18 protein-coding genes are annotated in these 18545 nt (G+C 43.5%); 1 reads left to right on the top strand and 17 read right to left on the bottom strand.

Features of this window, described 5'->3' with window-relative positions:
- Positions 1-9: 9 nt before the first annotated feature.
- The 5 genes from BM126_RS05785 to BM126_RS05765 all read right to left on the bottom strand — a co-directional run bounded on the left by BM126_RS05785 (position 10) and on the right by BM126_RS05765 (position 5298).
- Complete coding sequence (locus BM126_RS05785) at positions 10-852, bottom strand: flagellar hook-basal body protein (RefSeq protein WP_090988631.1); 843 nt, start codon at positions 850-852, stop codon at positions 10-12.
- A 72-nt stretch (positions 853-924) separates the two neighbouring features.
- Positions 925-1764, bottom strand: a complete 840-nt coding sequence (locus tag BM126_RS05780) for a flagellar hook-basal body protein (RefSeq protein ID WP_090988630.1) — start codon at positions 1762-1764, stop codon at positions 925-927.
- Between the two features lie 389 nt (positions 1765-2153).
- Positions 2154-3155 (bottom strand): rod shape-determining protein, encoded by a 1002-nt coding sequence (locus BM126_RS05775; RefSeq protein WP_090988629.1) that lies wholly within the window; start codon positions 3153-3155, stop codon positions 2154-2156.
- Positions 3156-3524: 369 nt separating this feature from the next.
- Positions 3525-3797, bottom strand: a complete 273-nt coding sequence (gene spoIIID, locus BM126_RS05770; protein ID WP_071350753.1) for a sporulation transcriptional regulator SpoIIID — start codon at positions 3795-3797, stop codon at positions 3525-3527.
- 643 nt (positions 3798-4440) lie between these two features.
- Entirely contained in the window at positions 4441-5298 is an 858-nt protein-coding gene (locus tag BM126_RS05765; protein ID WP_090988628.1) for a stage II sporulation protein SpoIIQ, read from the bottom strand.
- Positions 5299-5637: 339 nt separating this feature from the next.
- Between BM126_RS05765 and BM126_RS05760 the strand changes: the two genes are divergently transcribed.
- Complete coding sequence (locus tag BM126_RS05760; protein WP_090988627.1) at positions 5638-6057, top strand: VanZ family protein; 420 nt, start codon at positions 5638-5640, stop codon at positions 6055-6057.
- 37 nt (positions 6058-6094) lie between these two features.
- On the opposite strand, the gene spoIID is transcribed toward BM126_RS05760, so the two are convergent.
- The 12 genes from spoIID to BM126_RS05700 all read right to left on the bottom strand — a co-directional run bounded on the left by spoIID (position 6095) and on the right by BM126_RS05700 (position 18545).
- Positions 6095-7132: a stage II sporulation protein D gene (spoIID, locus tag BM126_RS05755; protein WP_090988626.1), complete on the bottom strand. Its 1038-nt coding sequence runs from the start codon at positions 7130-7132 to the stop codon at positions 6095-6097.
- A 221-nt stretch (positions 7133-7353) separates the two neighbouring features.
- Complete coding sequence (murA, locus tag BM126_RS05750) at positions 7354-8658, bottom strand: UDP-N-acetylglucosamine 1-carboxyvinyltransferase (RefSeq protein ID WP_071351109.1); 1305 nt, start codon at positions 8656-8658, stop codon at positions 7354-7356.
- Between the two features lie 32 nt (positions 8659-8690).
- Positions 8691-9440, bottom strand: coding sequence for a YwmB family TATA-box binding protein (locus tag BM126_RS05745; RefSeq protein ID WP_177201322.1), 750 nt, complete (start codon positions 9438-9440; stop codon positions 8691-8693).
- 167 nt (positions 9441-9607) lie between these two features.
- On the bottom strand, positions 9608-9850 hold the full coding sequence (locus BM126_RS05740; RefSeq protein WP_090988624.1) for a DUF1146 family protein: 243 nt from the start codon (positions 9848-9850) through the stop codon (positions 9608-9610).
- A 309-nt stretch (positions 9851-10159) separates the two neighbouring features.
- Complete coding sequence (gene nuoN, locus BM126_RS05735) at positions 10160-11647, bottom strand: NADH-quinone oxidoreductase subunit NuoN (protein WP_090988623.1); 1488 nt, start codon at positions 11645-11647, stop codon at positions 10160-10162.
- A 6-nt stretch (positions 11648-11653) separates the two neighbouring features.
- Positions 11654-13174 (bottom strand): complex I subunit 4 family protein, encoded by a 1521-nt coding sequence (locus tag BM126_RS05730; protein WP_090988622.1) that lies wholly within the window; start codon positions 13172-13174, stop codon positions 11654-11656.
- A complete protein-coding gene (nuoL, locus tag BM126_RS05725) occupies positions 13171-15042 on the bottom strand; it encodes an NADH-quinone oxidoreductase subunit L (RefSeq protein WP_090988621.1) in 1872 nt (623 codons plus the stop codon). Before nuoL ends, BM126_RS05730 begins: the two co-directional genes overlap by 4 nt.
- Before the next feature lie 70 nt (positions 15043-15112).
- Entirely contained in the window at positions 15113-15427 is a 315-nt protein-coding gene (nuoK, locus tag BM126_RS05720) for an NADH-quinone oxidoreductase subunit NuoK (RefSeq protein WP_071351103.1), read from the bottom strand.
- Positions 15424-15948 carry an NADH-quinone oxidoreductase subunit J gene (locus BM126_RS05715; RefSeq protein WP_090988620.1) on the bottom strand — a complete coding sequence of 175 codons (525 nt, stop codon included), beginning with the start codon at positions 15946-15948 and terminating at the stop codon, positions 15424-15426. The genes nuoK and BM126_RS05715 overlap by 4 nt, the downstream gene beginning before the upstream one ends.
- A complete protein-coding gene (nuoI, locus tag BM126_RS05710) occupies positions 15945-16364 on the bottom strand; it encodes an NADH-quinone oxidoreductase subunit NuoI (RefSeq protein WP_090988619.1) in 420 nt (139 codons plus the stop codon). The genes BM126_RS05715 and nuoI overlap by 4 nt, the downstream gene beginning before the upstream one ends.
- 73 nt (positions 16365-16437) lie before the next feature.
- Positions 16438-17445, bottom strand: a complete 1008-nt coding sequence (gene nuoH / locus BM126_RS05705; protein WP_090988618.1) for an NADH-quinone oxidoreductase subunit NuoH — start codon at positions 17443-17445, stop codon at positions 16438-16440.
- A complete protein-coding gene (locus BM126_RS05700; RefSeq protein ID WP_090988617.1) occupies positions 17445-18545 on the bottom strand; it encodes an NADH-quinone oxidoreductase subunit D in 1101 nt (366 codons plus the stop codon). The genes nuoH and BM126_RS05700 overlap by 1 nt, the downstream gene beginning before the upstream one ends.

The raw sequence follows: 18545 nt of genomic DNA, 5'->3' as shown, positions 1-18545 counted from the left end.
GTTCCTCAATTAACGGATTCCGTTGATTAATCCCATCATTTGGTCAGCCACTGTAACCGCTTTTGACTGAAATTGATATTGGCGCTGCACACCCATAAGATCTGTCATTTCCTTAGACAGATCCACATTGGACGTTTCGAGCGCTCCCTGCTGCATGGATATATTTGAGCGGAGGCCGCCAGTTAAGGAGGTCATGATATCCGCGGGTGCAGCTCCAAGTCGATTCAGATTAGCAGGCATGCCTAATAAGTTCTCACCGATTTGTTCCATGAATTGAGGTTTTTTAAGAGAAACGACTCCAAGATCAAAGTTTTGAACCGTTCCATTATTCTTCTCTGCCGCTATCTGGCCATTTTCTGAGATGGTCAGTTTTTTCACATCACCGGTAATTACAATTGGCTGATCAGCTGAATCCAAAACGGGATAACCGCTTCCGTTTACAAGCTGTACAGCATTCCCTCCGGCTGGTGACAGATAGAAAGCGCCATCTCTAGTATACCGTATATTTTGCCCTTTTTCGTCAGAAACCCGCACTTTAAAGAACAAATCTTCCTTTTTTAGTGCTATATCCAGGTTGCGGTCTGTGTTCTTGATGGCTCCCTGTGTCAAAACAAGCTGGGACTGGCTGAGCTTGGCCCCGTTTCCCTGTCGGATGCCAAGTGGTGTCAGCCTGCCTATTTCTTTAGATTTGTTGGTCTGGTTATCAACCTGCTGAACAAGCAAGTCATTAAAATAGGTTTCTTTTCGTTTATAGCCGTTTGTCTGGATATTGGACATGTTATTTGAAATAATGTCCATTTTCTGCTGAAGCTGGTTCATTGTATTTGTAGAGGTAATCATTGTCCGATTCATTGCTATTCCCCTTTTGCTGGCTATGCCGGATTTCTCTGGGCTTCATTGACATAAGAATTCAGGGACTTTTCGTTATCCCAGTTTCCCGACTTCATTTACTGCTTTATCCATGCTGCGGTCATATGCCTGCAGGATCTTTTGATTGGCTTCAAAGGATCTGTAAGCAGACATCATATCTGTCATGGTACGTGATTGATCTACATTCGAGCTCTCAATAAAGCCTTGCTTCATAGTAAAGTTTACGTTCGGGCTGGTGTAAGCGCTGTTCAGCACCGTACCTGCAGGAGCCTTAAACAAGCCGTCTCCCTCTTTAACAAGCTGATAGGGATTATCAGAAAAGGAAATCCCCAGACGGGCAACAGGCTGACTGTTTTCCTCAATGTATCCTGTGTCGCTTACCGTAAAATTTTCGCTGTTCAGCTTTATGCGTTTTTTATTATCATCCAGCACATAGTCACCTGCTGAGGTTGTTAAATACCCCTGTCCATCAAGAGCAAAGTTTCCGTTGCGGGTATAACGCGACTGGCCGTCTGCGTTTTCAACCGTAAAAAAGATGCTGCCTTTCTTGCCGTTAGCGGCATTAACAGGCATGTCTCCATCTACAAGGGCAACGTCTGTATTTCTTTGCGTTTCTTTTGTATCTCCCTGTGAAAAAAGCGGAGTGGCTTCCTGCATATAGATACCCGTTGAAAGGTTCCCAACCGTACTGCTGACAGGAAGACTCAGGCCATTTTCAGCAGGGACGGCATTTCGGTCGATCCGTTCAAGAAGCATGTCGGGAAATGACCGCAGGCTTGACTGATCGGTTTTAAATCCTGGAGTATCAGCATTCGATAAGTTATTCGTCAGCATTTCTGTTTTTCTTTGCTGGGCAATCATGCCCGAAGCAGCTGTATAAAAACCTCTTAACATTCCTGCACCTCACCTAAAATATATAAAAGCCCAGTCATCCTGAAGGGCAATAAAAGCAAAATCCGGATTCTTTTCGGTAATATAATAAATATCGGAAGGAAAATCAGCTTCTTTAGCGAAATACATAAAAAGCGCAAGCGCCTGTTCAGCCTGACAAGCATAAGCCGCGTAAGAATAGAAGGCGCTCTTTGACTGAATTACATAAAAACCGAAAGTGCCTTTAAAACCGGTTTTTAAAAAGGGGAAAATTATTCAAATACAAAGGAATTGTGTTAAAAAAATACAAGAGGGCCCATTGTTCACAATCATTTTTTGCACAAACACTGTTGTGCCTTCATGTTTATCTGAACATTGAGACCCTTTTGGCTATTAGTATTTTACATTCATTGTCAGCTGAATTTATGTCTTGGAAGCTTGTCCATGTTATCGAGCATAATGCCTGTACCAATTGCAACGCAATCCATCGGCTGTTCTGCAACAAGGACTGGAACCTTCAGCTCTTCTGCAAGGAGCAGGTCAATGCCATGAAGCAATGCTCCGCCGCCGGTTAAAATAACACCGCGGTCTATGATATCAGCAGAAAGCTCAGGCGGAGTACGTTCTAATACACTCTTGGCAGCCTGGACGATAACTGCTACCTGTTCGCGCAGTGCTTCTTCTATTTCTTGAGATCTCACTGTAATGGTTCTTGGAAGACCGGAAACCATATCACGTCCGCGGATGTCTATTTCTTCATTTCGCGAGCCGGGAAAAACAGTAGCAACCTTGATTTTAATGTCTTCAGCTGTTCTTTCTCCGATAAGAAGCTTATACTTGCGCTTAATATAGCTTAAAATTTCACCATCGAATTTGTCTCCAGCCATTTTGATGGAAGAAGAAGTAACAATATCACCCATGGAGAGAACGGCAATATCCGTTGTTCCGCCGCCAATGTCAACGACCATGTTTCCGCTTGGCTGGAAGATATCCATGCCTGCTCCGATAGCAGCCACTTTAGGTTCTTCTTCAAGGTAAATCTTTTTGCCGCCGCTTTTTTCAGCAGCTTCCTTAATGGCCTTTTGTTCAACGCTGGTAATATTCGTCGGGCAGCAGATCAAAATTCTCGGCTTCGATAAAAAGCCTTTCACATTCAGTTTATTGATAAAGTGCTTGAGCATGGATTCCGTTACATCAAAATCAGCGATGACTCCATCTTTGAGCGGCCGGATAGCTACTATATTCCCAGGGGTCCGCCCTACCATTTTTCTTGCTTCCTCGCCGACTGCAAGAACACGATTAGTGTTTTTATCAATCGCAACAACAGAAGGTTCGTTTAACACAATTCCCTTACCTTTGACGTGTATCAGCACATTAGCTGTACCGAGATCTATCCCAATATCCCTAGCAAACATGATACTCATTTCCTCCTTGAATGTCTCTCATAACAAACGTTCGTATTTTTATATTCCGAACCCATAACAGGATGTTTTTAGAATGAATTTTTTTTTGCAGATTCGGCACTTTTCATCGAAAAACCACTTTCTGTCCTAATTTTATATTTTATCATATTGAATAGTCCAGAAATAGTGAGAAATATAAATTAAGTAAATTTTTTCCTAAAGGTGCAATAATAACAAGCAAAAAACCGGTCTTCAGTGAACATTCAATTAAGGTTCATTTTTTAAGGTAACACTTTTTTCAAAGTATTTCCTTTTTAAACCCCTTTTATTTGAACGTATTCACATAAAGGACCGGCTTAGCATTCTTCTTTATTAAATTCTTTATTTTACGGTTTCCTCCTCTCTTTCTGAACGCTTGTATTTTAACTTGGTTGCTTCCCCGCCCCTCAGATGGCGGATCGATTTATGATAATCTAATATATCCTTTACTTCATTTGCCAGCTCCGGATTGATTTCCGGCAGCCTTTCTGTCAGATCCTTGTGGACAGTACTTTTGGATACACCAAACTCCTTCGCGATTACGCGAACCGTTTTTCTTGTCTCCACGATATACTTTCCTATCTTGATAGTTCTTTCTTTGATGTAATCGTGCACACCCTCTACCTCCCCAAATTGGATGTGAGAAGTATGAAATGAGATTCGCTTTCGGCTGAAATAAGCCGCTGCCCCGGAAATTACAAACAAATATATGTTCAACTGTATTTATAATTTAATCAAAACGATTACTCACCTCAACCGCTCTCTTTGTATGGTTTCTAACATCTTATTAGCTTGGTTAAAAATTTATGCACAATTTGCTCAATTAGGACGGGCAATTTTATTTTTTGCCGAAAAACATCCATAAACCAAAAAAAACCCCTCAAAAACTGCAAATCTCTATTAACTCTATGAAAATCACTATTATTTCCCAAGAAATTTGTCGAGTAAGCAAAAAGCGGAAGCGCCTGTTCATAGGATCAAAGACTAAGAACGCCGCGTCCTGCGGCAACGTCTTTGTGACCCCCATCCTGGGGGCCTAAGCAAATAGGGTTTTGGCCTTGGAAGGCGCACTTTGCCTTCTGAGGACAAAACAAAACATCTTTTGCAAAACGAGCTAGGCGCTGGAGCTGGATTAATAAAGATTAACCAAACCCAATGCAAAAAAAAGAAACCCGCCGTATGGAGGGTTTCTTTACCAAATTTTCAGTTTGCTGTGTTAATGGGTACGATATATGGTTGCGTTTAGTTGATTTTGTTATTAGCCTTCGTCAGATGTATCAAGAGATGAACCGTCTGTTTCATTGTCAGTTCCATCTAAGATTTGGCCGGGCTCGCCGGATTGATCCAAGTTCTTATCAAGCTGATCGTTTTCCTCAGTTTGGCTCTTATCAGAAGAAGAAGCTTTTTCTGAAGTTGCTTTTTCATCAGAAGCAGATTGGATAGCTGATACTTGTTTCTCAAAATAATCTTGCGGGTTCAAGGCTACGTTGTCTTTGCGGATTTCGAAGTGTACATGTGTGCCGGCTTCTTCATTGATCAGGCTGCTGCCAGCTTTTGCAATGGTTTGTCCTTGCTTCACTTGATCTCCAACTGCTACTTTGATATCTGTGATTGATTGGTAACGGGTAACCACACCATTGTCATGTTCAACTTCAACTACGTTTCCAAGCAATGCATCATCTTGTACTTTTGTAACGTTTCCGCTGAATGAAGCAACTACATCAAAAGTCTTTCCGTCGTTCATGGCAATATCTATGCCTTTATTGGGTTCAAATCTGTTATTGTAGGAAACTAATGCTGCTTCCTGTTCTTTTGCGTCTGCTTTTGCATCATAGAATTGTTTTTTGATAACAGAGTCAGTGGAATCCGCAACAGGCATCTTAATTGTTTCTAACTTGCTGTTTACCTCAACTGCAGGCTCTTTGAATCCTTTGCCAGTGGTCTGTGATTGTTCTTTGCTTTTGTCAGCAGAGTCATTATAGCTGTTCTGCATCCAAAATGCTCCTGCCAGGATAATTGCTGCACTTGCGATATAAATTGCCGGTAAAGCCCAACGCCGGTTTTTTAGGCGCTGTATGTTTGTTTTTTTGGAAGTATTCTTTTCTTCCTCTCTCATATTTATCACCTCTGCTAACATTTTGAACAGATTGCAAGGATTATATACATGAGGGATAAAAACTTTTTTACATGTATCTTTTGTTTTGATGCATTTAATTATACATCCATTATTTTCTTTTTGTTCAGGAATGCGATTTGGCCTTGTTCCTTGTGTTTCCCTTTCCTGCTAATACTGATAAAATGGCTAGTATATCTAGTGAATCTCCATCTCTCTATTTCGAATGAAGCTAGATTCAAACAATGGGCATTTATGGGCTAGTTGTCTCTTTCTAAGTAAAGTTGCCAATCAAGGCGCCTGCTGCCCGTTGATGTGAGATCAAGTAAAGGAAGTATTGCCATGAAAAATTACGCACGCATCATTTTAACCATCCTGCCTTTTATCTATATGGGTGTGATCTGGTTCTTATCCAGCCACTCAGATAATCTGGTGATGGAGCTGCCATCATCCTCTGCAGACAGATTCATCAAAGAGGCCATGCATTTAATTGAATTTGCCATCTTGTATGCACTTTTCGCCGCAGCCCTTGCTGCCCATACAAAATTAACGGCACGAACCAGCTTATTTGCTGCTGTCATCGCGGCCCTTTATGCACTGCTGGATGAATTTCATCAGTCCTTCGTTCCTTCACGGGATGCAAGCTTGATTGATATTGTGAAGGATTTCATCGGTATTGCCGCTGTATACTTTCATGTCGGCTACCATTACTTCAAGCACCACCGCGGTTTTTTAACCAAGATAGAGAAATTAAACACATAAAAAAGAGATGATCACATCAGCTGTGATCATCTCTTTTTTATTTTCTGGCCGTTAATGTATGAAGAAGATTGTTTGATGATTGTATTTCCACACCCCGGTAATAGTACTTGACAATAGATTTATAATCTTTTCCCTGCTCTGCCATGCCATTTGCTCCATATTGGCTCATCCCCACTCCATGGCCAAAGCCCTTTGTGGTAATGACAATGTCGCTGCCTTTTCGGACCCATTCAAAATCAGAAGATTTCAGATCAAGGGTCTCCCGGATCTGTTTTCCTGTCAGTTTTTTATTTCCGAAGTCAACGGTTCCGACCCTCTTTCCAGGAGTCCGTTTAGTAACTGTGCCTATTGCATTCCCGGAAGACAAATGGATGCCGAGCTTCCGTTCGAATTCAGATACCGGAATGGTCTTTTTATAATAAAACTTAGGAGATGACTTATCCCATGGGCTTGATACACTTTTTAAATAAGGGATAGAACTGGACCAGTAATCCTCTGAGTTTTCTGTATAGCCATTGCTTGTTGAAAAAAACAGGGCCTGTATGGGCTTGCCGTTGTAAGTCAGGATCTGCCCGCTTGTTGCTGCAACTGCCTTTGTTATTTTACTTAATTTATCTTTGTACTGGGAGCCCCATTCTTTTTTTAATTCTTCGTCATTTCTGAACACCTGATGTTTTATTGTATCTGAAACATCAGCGCCGTCCGGCAAGCCAGCTTTCTCATGAGCCATCAGCTGATTTACGATATACGTTCTGGCTGTCAGGGCCTGCGCCTTAAGCGCTTCTATTTTAAAATCGGCTGGCATTTCAGCTGCCACTACGCCTGCAACATAGGATTCGAGCGGAAATTTCTGAATTTGCCTGGATTGTGCCCGGTATACGGAAACCTCTATAGCAGGTTCTGAAATAGCGTTCACCTTCTTTCCTTCATGCCTGACTTGCCCCTCTAAATGCTGTGATAACCTGCCATTTTCCTCCTTACCGGAGAATGGCAGTACAAGGAGTGCTGGAACCATGATTAGTACAAATGCAGCTGCAATAAAAAGTGCGATGAACGGTTTAATGGCTTTCAAGATTGGCGGTCCTCCCTATGCATTTTCTGCTCTATAGAATCTCGTGCTTTGGCAGGTCTTCTATAAAAATGTATGGGATTGGACAAGCATTTATGACAGCCTTTCGATGATTTCTGCAGGTTTATAAAACCTCCTGTTTGAAAGCAAAAGGGCCAGTTCCCGTTTCAGCAGTCATACTGAAACGGGAACTGGCCCCATGTAATCCTATGCGGATTATTTTCTGATTAAGCGTTCAAATCAGCGGCGATTGTTTCGCTGCCTGTTTCCGTTTCGTCTTGAACACGTTCAATGTCTGCACCAAGAGATGCAAGCTTGCCGTGGAAATTAACATATCCGCGGTCCAGATGCTTAAGCTCTGTCACACGAGTGATTCCTTCAGCAACAAGGCCAGTCAGGATTAAAGATGCAGCTGCACGCAAATCAGTGGAAGCCACTTCAGCACCCTGCAGATCTGACGGTCCATTAATGATAACAGAACGCCCTTCAATCTTAACGTCAGCATTCATGCGGCGGAATTCCTCAACATGCATAAAACGGTTTTCAAATACCGTTTCTGTAATCATGCTTGTTCCTTCAGCACGAAGCAATAATGCCATCATCTGTGATTGCATATCTGTCGGGAATCCTGGATGCGGCATTGTTTTGATATCAACAGCCTTAAGCTTTTCAGGTCCGATAACGCGAAGCCCTTCGCCTACATCTTCAATGGAAACGCCCATTTCTTCCAATTTCGCAATCAAAGAAGTCATGTGCTCAGGCATTGCACCCTGCACGACAACATCTCCGCCGGTTAGAGCTGCAGCAACCATGAATGTTCCAGCTTCAATGCGGTCTGGAATAATGTTATGCTCAGCACCGTATAATTTATCTACACCTTCAATTTTAAGGGTTCCTGTACCTGCACCCTTAACTTTTGCTCCCATTGCATTCAGGAAGTTTGCAAGGTCTACAATTTCAGGTTCTTTTGCTACATTTTCAAGAATGGTTGTTCCTTCAGCAAGAGTAGCGGCCATCATGATATTTTCAGTAGCGCCAACACTCGGGAAGTCCAGGTATACACGTGCACCTTTTAATCTCCCGTTTACCTCTGCTTCGATAAAGCCATTTCCGACTTTAACACTTGCTCCCATTGCTTCAAAGCCTTTTAAATGCTGATCGATGGGGCGTGATCCAATAGCACATCCTCCAGGCAAAGCAACGCGGGCACGGCCGTTCCTTGCTAATAATGAACCCATTACAAGCACTGAAGCCCGCATTTTGCGCACATATTCAAATGGTGCTTCATCCAATAACTCTCTAGATGCATCTACAGTGATTTCATTATTTTGAAAGGCAACCTCTGCATTCAAGTTGCGCAATACTTCATTTATTGTATATACATCGGAGAGTGTGGGAACGTCTTTAATGATACTTTTCCCATCACTTGCTAATAATGTTGCAGCGATAACTGGCAATACGGCGTTTTTTGCGCCTTCTACTTTAACTGTCCCGCTTAGCCTAGTTCCGCCGCGGACGATGATTTTTTCCAAAAGTATTCCCCTCCGCGTCCAATTTCTCTATATTAATATTCAAACGTGATGATGGGTGTGCCAACTGTAAAGCTGGTTTTTCCGCCCAATCCTTCTGTTCTTAAAGCAAGCTGCAAATTCATATGTTCACTAGTCAATGATTGCTCGAACACATTTGTGTGTCCAGTTACAGAAATAAAATTTTGCTCTTTTACATGTTCAATTTCCTTTGCTTGAAATAAGTCTAATAATCTTGTAATTTCTAAGGGTAAAACCTTATCAATAGTATCACTGAAATGACCCTTTACACAAGAGAATATTGAAGGATTTCCTCGAAAAATGTCATGAATCCTTTTTTGAAATGGTGTTTTCAAAAAAGATGCATAATCCTTTTTCCAGACGGAGCCCTTCACCTCATATATTATATACGTAACCTGATTTGTTTTTCCGTGGGTAGTCATGAGATTTATAGACTCTACTAGACCGTTTTCGACATGTTCAAAAGTAGCTGAAGCCTTCCAGCTCTGTTTGTCTCCTTCTTTTTTCCATTGAAAATCAGGAGAAATTTTCTTTAATTTTTCTACTTCATGATTAAATTCAGATTCAGTCGCAATCCCCTTCATTCTTTCTCTGGCATATACAGACCAATCCTCGATATGCATGCTCTTTTCCTGCTGTAAAAGTCCGGTCATTTTGACGATATCGGGTTCCGCTTTTGTGCTAATCGTACTATTCCCAAACAAAAACATAATCAAACCCAGAATACCTATGTATGGCAACAATTTTTTCAATTGATTTTTCATGGCATTAGCCCCTCTCTTTATTTCTATGTTTTCCATAAAGAGAGTGTGCACATACTAAGTTTTTCTCGTCAGTAATCGACACATGCAATAGACAAACTATACATCGCTTTTACGGTTGTTACAACCTTCACAAGAAGAAACATGATCTGAACTGCATATAAAAGTCCTTATCCCTGATGAAACATGAAAGGAAGCTGATTTGAATATACGAGATAATCCAGGAAAAACTTGCTTACGGCTGATCCTATTGCAATGGTCAGCAATATGTACAGGACCCTGGCCTTCAAAACTGAATTCGATCTTAATAGCTTATCAAAGTTCAGCGCCTGAAGCGCCCACCAAGTTATGGCAATAAAAAAAAGATGCACCACAATACCCGTTAAGGCCTGCTGTCCAATATCTGTAAACATAAATACCTCCTATAATACACTCATAACCATTTTAGCATAGATCACAATTGGATTTGGAATTAAAAAGGAAGAATGCATCTAAAGTATCAAACAATTATTCTTAATTTAGACACAATTTGTACAAAAATCCTCCGGAAAAGGAAGCCCTTCTGCTGCACAAAAAAAGAACCTCATTTTCAAGGTCCCTTTAAGGCATCATACAGATTTTCAGCTACCATGGTTACATGAGCTTCAGTTCCATCCAGCTTTCTAGTGAACTCCTGCCACTAGTCCACAGGGTTAACTCCTTTAAACTATCCCCATGCTCCTTCATTTCAGCAGATTTATAGCAAGGTTAGGCGCAACACCAAACAATATTGTCCCAGTCAGGCAGAGTACGAGTACCACGATGATTCCTGCGGGAACCTTAGGCACCGGGTTTGTGTGCACCGGCCTGAAGAACATTTGGGTCAGGAGGCCAAAATAGTAGATATAAGAAACGATGGTGCCTCCAATTAAGATGGAAGCCAGTACATAATGTGCAGGCTGATCGGAGAAAGCGCCCATGAAGATATACACCTTTCCGATGAAACCTGCTGTACCTGGGATTCCGGCTAGAGAAAGAACGAAAACAGCCATGGTACAAGCGAGCCACGGAGAACGTTTATATAACCCGGCAAGAGAGGAAATGTCTTCTGATCCAGTATGGACGGTTATTATCTGAATGACTGCAAAGGCGCCCATATTCATCAGCAAGTAAGCAAGCAGATAAAACCATGTTGCATCATAGAAGAATGGCTGTGCACCTATCGAGACGATTGAAACAAGCAGATATCCGGCATGGGCGATGCTTGAATACCCAAATAAGCGTTTGATGTTTCGCTGCCTTAGTGCTGTTACATTTCCGATAATGATCGACAGTGCCGCGAGCAGTGCTAGATACACATTGTTTTTCTCCAGAAAAGTCTGGGCACCGAGCTCGTCTCCGGGGACATAAAAAAATAGTGTCCAAATGATTCTTATTAAAATGACAAAGCCTGCTGTTTTTGAAACGGTGCTTAAAAAGGCTGTGACAGGTGCCGGCGATCCTTCATACACATCCGGAGCCCACATGTGAAAAGGCGCGGAAGCCAGTTTAAAGGACAGACCGCCAACAATCATAAAAAAGGCAAGCCCAATTAAGTATAGAAATTGGCTGTTTGCCAGATTCGCCATATACGAGCCCATCTTTATTAGATTAGTTGTGCCCGTCAAGCCGTATAAATAGCTCATTCCAAACAGGGTAATGGCTGTAGCAATGCTTCCGCTGATAATATACTTCATCGCTGCCTCATTAGATGGCAAGTGTTTTTTCCTCATGCCTGCAAGGATATAGGAAGAAACCGACAATAGTTCAAGCCCTGTAAACAGGGTGATTAAGTCGCCGCTTGACGCCATCATCATTGCACCGAGAAGCCCTGTTAAAAAAAGATAATAAAATTCTCCGCGGTATTCCTTCATTCCTTCCTTGGGATGATAGCTTTCTGCTAAAAGCAAGACCATGGCACCACCGCTTAGCAATAAAAGCTTAAACGCTTTCGAGAAGGAATCCAGCCGGAACGTATCATATAAAATGCCCGCATCTTTTTCATCCATCAAACCAATTAGCGAAATCAGCGACAGCAGAATTCCTGCAATCCCAATCCAGGCAAGCGGCCTCCTGCTTAAACGTCCAGGCAAAAATAAATCGAGCAGGGAGAGAATGACAGCAGCAGCAAGAATGATAAATTCCGGAAGCATGAGCCTCCAGTCATATGAAAGCATTGTATGCATATCCATTTCCCATCAGCTCCCTATCCCTAACAAAATTGTATCCAGTGCCGTTTGCAATGGACCGCTTAATACCGCCGGATACACACCGATCAAGACAATCAGTCCGAGCAGTATGATTACAGGCGTCAGTTCAATACCCTTTATGTCTTCTGAAGATGGCAGGATTCCGGATTCATTTTTACCGAACGTAATGTGCAGAACAGCCCGTAAAATATAAACTGCAGTTAAGATGATCCCAAGGGCTCCTGCCGATGCAAGCACCGGATATACCTTGAATATCCCCAGAAAAGCCGTAAATTCGCTAATGAAGCCCGACATGCCTGGAAGTCCGAGCGAAGCCATGCCGCCTGCAAGCAATAAGCCGGATATCCGCGGCATTTTCTTACCCAGCCCGCTAAGTTCAATCAGTGACTGGGAAGAGCTCCTCACATGCATAACACCCACCAGGAAAAATAACAGCGCAGCGATCAATCCGTGTGAAACAACCTGGAAAATGGCGCCTTGAATCCCCGCTTCATTCAAAGCAGCAAGTCCGATCAGTACAATTCCCATATGAGAAACGGATGAATAGGCCAGCACTTTTTTAAAGTCTGACTGTATCAAAGCTAAAAAGGCACCGTAAAGAATATTGATCACACCCAGTATCCCAATTAGATACGCCCACTTTTCAAATTGTTCCGGGAAGATCCCCATCCCAAACCTGATCAGTCCATAGGCGCCTATTTTCAGCAGCACACCGGCATGAAGCATCACAATCGAAGGCGGCGCCTGGACGTGGACCTTAACCATCCAGCCGTGTAAAGGAAATATCGGCAATTTAATGCCGAATGCAATCAGCAGCGCAAAAAACAGTCCATTCTTTAAAGCTTGGGATATCGGCATATATGGTGCTTCACTTCCGGCTGTCATCACACTTTTTAAGTACTCAATATTTGTAGTGCCTGTTTTGGCAAATAAAATCATGATAACAATCAGCAGAATGGCTGAACCGATTCCGTTATAAATCAAGAAGCTGTACGCAGCTTTTTCTTTATGGATAAATCCCCACTTTCCAATCAGGAAGAACATCGGAATCAGTGTGATTTCAAAGAAGATAAAAAACAGAACCAGATTTTGAGCTGCAAAGACACCGAGCATCCCTATCTCTAACAGCAGAAAGAGAAGGAAGTATCCTTTCCATTCACTTTTAATAGAAAGAGAGGCTATTGCACCCATTGTACAAAGTACTGCCGTCAAAAGCAGCATAACAAGGGACAGGCCATCCACTGCCAGCTCATAATGTACAGCAAAAAAATCAGGTCCATACTGCTTCAGATTCCCAAATTTCAGCCAGTCTGTGTTTATTGAAAACCTGGATAGGTCTGTACCCGAGCGATACTGAAGGTACAAATAACATGCCAAAACAAGAGCTGGAATGGTACCAAAAACCCCAATCCATTTAATCATTCTTTCCTCATCAGCCGGCCAGAGAAGCAGCAGCACAATGCCGAGTACAGGTGAAAATATAAGGATGGTCAGCAAAAGAACACTCATAGAATATAGCCTCCCGTCAAAGCGTAAATCACCATGATGGCGGCTATACAAAAGAAGGCAATGGTGCCGTATAGCTGAACATGGCCCGTTTGAAGCTTAGAGCCGCTTTTCCCCAGACTTTGCACGGCACCCGCCACGCCGCCGGCAAGCCCTCCCAGGATGAAACGCTCAAATCCCGAAAGGAATAAACTAATACCTTTTACCGCCTTGCCGATGGAAAAGAAATAGATTTCATCAATAAAAAATTTATTGAATAACGTCTGAAAAATAGGCGAGTCCGCATTCATCAGCCAGTTTCTCGAAATGGAGCGGTTTCCGTAAATCAGGTAGGCAAGCAAAATTCCGCACAGGGAAACAGCAGCCGCTGCAAACATGATCCAGCTCGGAGCTTCTATATGGACCGGGCCAGGCAGGGAAGTATTCCCTTTGGCCAGCCAGTCTCCAAGAAATGAACCAAACCAGGGGGTATTCACATATCCGCTCCCCACAGCCAGGATTCCAAGAATCATCATCGGCCCTGTCATGCTGGCCGGAGATTCCTGAATGCTTTCACGTTCACTCCCTGCAGAGCCTGCAAACACCATAAAAAACAGTCGGAACATGTAAAAGGATGTTAAAAAGGCAGTAACCAGGGCCAGCCAAAATAGTACATCATGTCCGCTTGCCCAGGCTGAGGCAAAGATCTCGTCTTTACTGAAAAATCCCGAGAAAAGCGGTACACCAGATATGGAGAGCGTGCCAATCAGGAACAGCGGCCCTGTCAGCTTCATCTTCCTCCATAAGCCTCCCATTTTCTCGATATCCTGAGTATGTACAGCGTGTATGACGCTTCCGGCAGCAAGGAACAGAAGTGCTTTAAAGAAGGCATGCGTCATTAAATGAAAGATGCCGGCCGTGTAGCCAGACGTTCCAAGTGCAAGCATCATGTAGCCTAGCTGCGATATCGTCGAGTAAGCGAGGATACGTTTGATATCCTTTTGGACAAGCGCAATGGATGCTGCAAAAATAGCGGTAAATCCGCCTGTAACAGCAACCGCCGACATCGCTGTTTCGCTGCCCGAGAAAAATGGAAACATTGTGGCGACCAGGTACACGCCAGCCGCTACCATTGTGGCGGCGTGTATCAGTGCCGACACCGGTGTCGGTCCCTCCATCGCATCAGGGAGCCAGCTATGCAGCGGAAACTGGCCTGATTTCCCAACCGCTCCAATGAAAATCAAAATGGAAATTATGGTTACCATCCCGGAAGAAATGCTGCCAGTCTGGACTGCGCTAAAAATTACATCAAAGCTGAAGCTGTGTGTTTGCCAGAATAATAGAAGAATCCCGATTAACAAGCCCACATCTCCGATTCTTGTCATGATGAAAGCCTTTTTTGCTGCCTGTTTTGCTTCTTCTTTTTGAAAATAAAAACCTATTAATAGGAAGGACCCAAGCCCGACAAGCTCCCAAAACATATAGAGCTGAAGCAGATTTGGCGAAATGACCAGACCGAGCATGGCAAATGTAAACAGTCCCAAGTAAGAGTAGAACACAGAAAAACGCTGGTCCCCGTTCATGTATCCTTTTGAATAGACCTGCACAAGCAAACTGACCAGGGAGACAATCACCAGCATTAAGGCATTCAGCTGATTTACGGTAAACCCGGCGTCTATTGTAATATTCCCAATCACCAGCCATTCTGCAGACGCCTTGTATGATGGCGAGTGAAACCGTTCAAACAGTACCAGCAGTGAAAGGACCAATGAAAAAAGAGTTAAAAAGATGCCGATATATGCCGCTTTTCCCTTAATAACGTTTCCGAATAGAAGAAGAAACACAAAAGAGACTAGGGGGAACAGCGGGATCAGCCATGCAAATTCCATCATCGTATCAAATCTCCTTCTCTGCATGCCAGCATCTTTTAAAGCATGCTGTGAGCTTCAATTCTGTAAAAAATCAGTGCTTCATAGAGCTGTTATCTTCCATATTCACAGATTGGCGATTCCTGTACAGAGCCATCAAAATGGCAAGGCCGACAGCTGCTTCAGCGGCAGCAACCGTGATTGTAAACAATGAAAATACCTGTCCTGTTATGGACGGAGTGACACCTAATTTACTGAATGCCACCAGATTAATATTCACTGCATTCATCATCAGCTCGATTGAGATTAGGACAATGACCGTATTTCTCTTCGTCAGTGCCCCGTATAGTCCAATACAAAATAGGGCCAATGCCAGCGCCAGATAAGCAGAAAGCGGTACAGAGGTCATGACTTGGCATCCTCCTTTTCTTCCTCATCTTTTCTCGCAAGTACGATTGCTCCAACCAATGCGACCAGCAAAAGTACAGAGGTTATTTCAAAAGGTATGACATTTTTTGAATATAGGGCTTTTCCGATTTGTTCTGTATTTGAAACATGAAGCGTATTTGGCTGTGCCGGAATATCCAGACGGTAGATGCCCATATACACAGCAAAAGCAAATCCGGCAAGTGAGAAAAGAAGAAGAATTTTCCGCCCCTTGCCCATTTGCTGGACCTCGGCATCATTATGGCGGGTCAGCATAATGCCGAACAGCATGATGATTGTCACCGCTCCTGAATAAATCAGAATTTGGACCGAGGCAACAAATTCCGCTGAAAGCAGGATATAAATACCTGCTATGCTGATAAAGGAAAAAACCAGGGCCTCCACCATATGAACCACTTTTGTCAGATTGATTAGAAAAATCCCCCCGCCGACAGCGATGATGGCAAGCACAATGAATGCAGCAAGCTCTCCTGAAAGACTCATGCCTTATTCACCTGCCGGATATTTTCATCATTTTCATCAAGCCACTCCAGGTTCTTAAAAAGATCGTCCCGGCTATATGCAGCCAGTTCAAAATTATTGGTCATGACGATTGCTTCAGTCGGGCAGACTTCTGTACATAAATCGCATAAAATGCAGATCTCGAAATTGATATCATAGGTATCGATGATCTTGCCTTTCTTAGTTGGGTCAGGGTGTTTCTTGCCTGTTAATTGGATGCAGTCTGTCGGACAAACCGTGACGCACTGATTACAGACAATGCACTTTTCCGGATAAAACTTTTGTATGCCGCGAAAACGGTCAGGCAATGGGAGCGGTTCATTAGGGTAATCATACGTCACCTTTTTCCGGGTCAGATTTTGAAGAGTGTATTTCAGGCCTTTGGCTAATCCAATCATCTATCGTCCCTCGCTTCCTATGGCTATTTTTTCATCCCCACGGCGGGACCATATCCTGCTTGGAGGTTTTACTTTATAGCAGTTTATATAACTCCTTGGCCAGAGCTGTCAGGAATATGTTTGCCAGCGCAATCGGCAGCAGAATTTCCCATCCAAACTCCATCAGCTGATCTGCACGAAGGCGGGGGAAAGTTACCCGGATCCAAATTAACAGATAGATGACTGCACTGAATTTCAACCCGAACCATATCACTCCCGGAATGAAATGGAGGAACGGAAGTGCATGCCATCCGCCGAGAAATAAAACTGTCGTCAATGCTGCCATGGCAAACATATACACATATTCAGAAAGCATGAAAAACGCCCAGCGGAACCCTGAATATTCAACATGATAGCCTGCCACAAGCTCTGATTCAGCTTCAGGCAGGTCGAATGGAACCCGGTTCAGTTCAGCAACAGCACAAATCATGAAGATAATGAAGGCAATCGGCTGTTTAATGATGTACCATAGCCCAGCCTGTGCATGGACGATATCATTCAGGTTTAGGCTCCCGGCAAGCATGATGACACCCACAAGAGACATCACCAGCGGAATTTCATAGGAAATCATTTGTGCTGCTGCACGCATGCCGCCAATCAGGGCATATTTATTATTTGAAGCCCAGCCGGCCGAGACCACTCCGACTGTGGTAATCCCTGATAGCGCGATATAATATAGCAGGCCTACTCCCATATCGGCAAACTGCAGCCGGCTGGTGAACGGGATTGCTGCAATCACCATAAAGGAAGGTGCAAAGGCGATGACTGGCGCCAGAATAAACAGGGGCCGGTCTGCAAGCTTGGGTATGGTATCTTCCTTGATCAATAGTTTGAGGACATCGGCACCCGTCTGCAGGAGCCCCCATCTTCCGCCTACCTGATTAGGGCCGATGCGCATCTGCATAAGCCCCATTATTTTTCGCTCAGACAAAATGGCATAGGTGACAAATCCCAGAACAACAAAAAGAAAAATAAGGGCCAGCAGAAAGAAGATTGCAAAGTTCATGAGACTCGGCGCTTTTTGCAGCAGTTCATGGATCATTAGCCGTCCACCTCTCCAAGCACAATATCAATCGCGCCCAATATAGCGATCATGTTTGCCATATTTTCTCCCTTCAAAAGCTTTGGCAGCATCTGCAGATTATAAAAAGACGGCCGCCTGAACTTTAGGCGGTAAGGCTCCTTTTTTCCCTCGCTTGCAATATAGCAGCCAATCTCCCCCCTGGGTGATTCTATTCTTACAAACGCCTCTCCCTTTGGCGCTTTGATAATCTTTGGCACCTTGGCCAGTATAGGTCCGTCTTTTGGAAACTGTTCTGCGCATTGCTCAATGATTTTAAGGGACTCTTCTATTTCTTCCATCCTGCAATGATATCTGGACCATGCATCACCATCTTCTCTTACCGGAATGTCAAAATCAAAACGATCATAAATGGAATACGGTTCATCTTTGCGCAGGTCCCACTTTACGCCGGTACATCTTAAATTGGCTCCGCTCAAGGAATAATTGATGGCATCTTCCTTTGAATAAACGCCAATCCCCTTCACCCTGTTCATGAAGATTTCATTGCCTGTCACAAGCTCATGGTATCCTTTCAGCTGTTTCCTCATATACGGGACAAAATCCTTGACCTTTTCAATCCAGCCTTCAGGGGCATCCCATTTTACACCGCCCACCCGCATATAATTAAAGGTGAGGCGTGCACCTGAGAGCTCATTAAGCATGTTCACAATCATTTCACGTTCACGGAAGGCATATAAAAACGGGCTGGTGGCGCCGATATCAAGCAGATAGGTTCCCCACCATACTAAATGGCTTGCAATCCGCCCAAGCTCCATGGCAAGGACACGCAGGTATTCTGCCCTGTCTGGGATTTCGATGTTCATCATGGTCTCAACAGCATGGCATAATACATAGTTATTCGTCATGGCGGCCAGGTAATCCATCCGGTCCGTATAGGGAATAATCTGGGTATATTGAAGGTCTTCAGCAATCTTCTCCGTCCCGCGGTGAAGATATCCGATAACCGGCGTTGCTTCCTTTATGGTTTCTCCATCAATCTTAATCACGAGCCTGAAAACTCCATGTGTACTCGGGTGCTGGGGACCGACATTAAGTAGCATTTCTTCTGTCCGGATCAT

The organism is Bacillus sp. OV322 (genome assembly GCF_900112495.1).
In the GTDB taxonomy this organism is placed as follows: Bacteria; Bacillota; Bacilli; order Bacillales; family DSM-1321; genus Peribacillus.
The sequence above is the reverse complement of the archived record's forward strand: the minus strand, read 5'-3'. Positions and strand labels throughout refer to the sequence as shown.

Coding starts and splice junctions, on each gene's coding strand:
- nuoL (WP_090988621.1), bottom strand. CDS start 15,042: ATGATGGAATTTGCATGGCTGATCCCGCTGTTCCCCCTAGTCTCTTTT.
- BM126_RS05745 (WP_177201322.1), bottom strand. CDS start 9,440: ATGAAAAATCAATTGAAAAAATTGTTGCCATACATAGGTATTCTGGGT.
- nuoK (WP_071351103.1), bottom strand. CDS start 15,427: ATGACCTCTGTACCGCTTTCTGCTTATCTGGCGCTGGCATTGGCCCTA.
- BM126_RS05765 (WP_090988628.1), bottom strand. CDS start 5,298: ATGAGAGAGGAAGAAAAGAATACTTCCAAAAAAACAAACATACAGCGC.
- BM126_RS05740 (WP_090988624.1), bottom strand. CDS start 9,850: ATGTTTACAGATATTGGACAGCAGGCCTTAACGGGTATTGTGGTGCAT.
- nuoH (WP_090988618.1), bottom strand. CDS start 17,445: ATGATCCATGAACTGCTGCAAAAAGCGCCGAGTCTCATGAACTTTGCA.
- BM126_RS05730 (WP_090988622.1), bottom strand. CDS start 13,174: ATGAGTGTTCTTTTGCTGACCATCCTTATATTTTCACCTGTACTCGGC.
- BM126_RS05715 (WP_090988620.1), bottom strand. CDS start 15,948: ATGAGTCTTTCAGGAGAGCTTGCTGCATTCATTGTGCTTGCCATCATC.
- BM126_RS05780 (WP_090988630.1), bottom strand. CDS start 1,764: ATGTTAAGAGGTTTTTATACAGCTGCTTCGGGCATGATTGCCCAGCAA.
- BM126_RS05760 (WP_090988627.1), top strand. CDS start 5,638: ATGAAAAATTACGCACGCATCATTTTAACCATCCTGCCTTTTATCTAT.
- BM126_RS05775 (WP_090988629.1), bottom strand. CDS start 3,155: ATGTTTGCTAGGGATATTGGGATAGATCTCGGTACAGCTAATGTGCTG.
- nuoI (WP_090988619.1), bottom strand. CDS start 16,364: ATGATTGGATTAGCCAAAGGCCTGAAATACACTCTTCAAAATCTGACC.
- BM126_RS05700 (WP_090988617.1), bottom strand. CDS start 18,545: ATGATCCGGACAGAAGAAATGCTACTTAATGTCGGTCCCCAGCACCCG.
- BM126_RS05785 (WP_090988631.1), bottom strand. CDS start 852: ATGAATCGGACAATGATTACCTCTACAAATACAATGAACCAGCTTCAG.
- nuoN (WP_090988623.1), bottom strand. CDS start 11,647: ATGGATATGCATACAATGCTTTCATATGACTGGAGGCTCATGCTTCCG.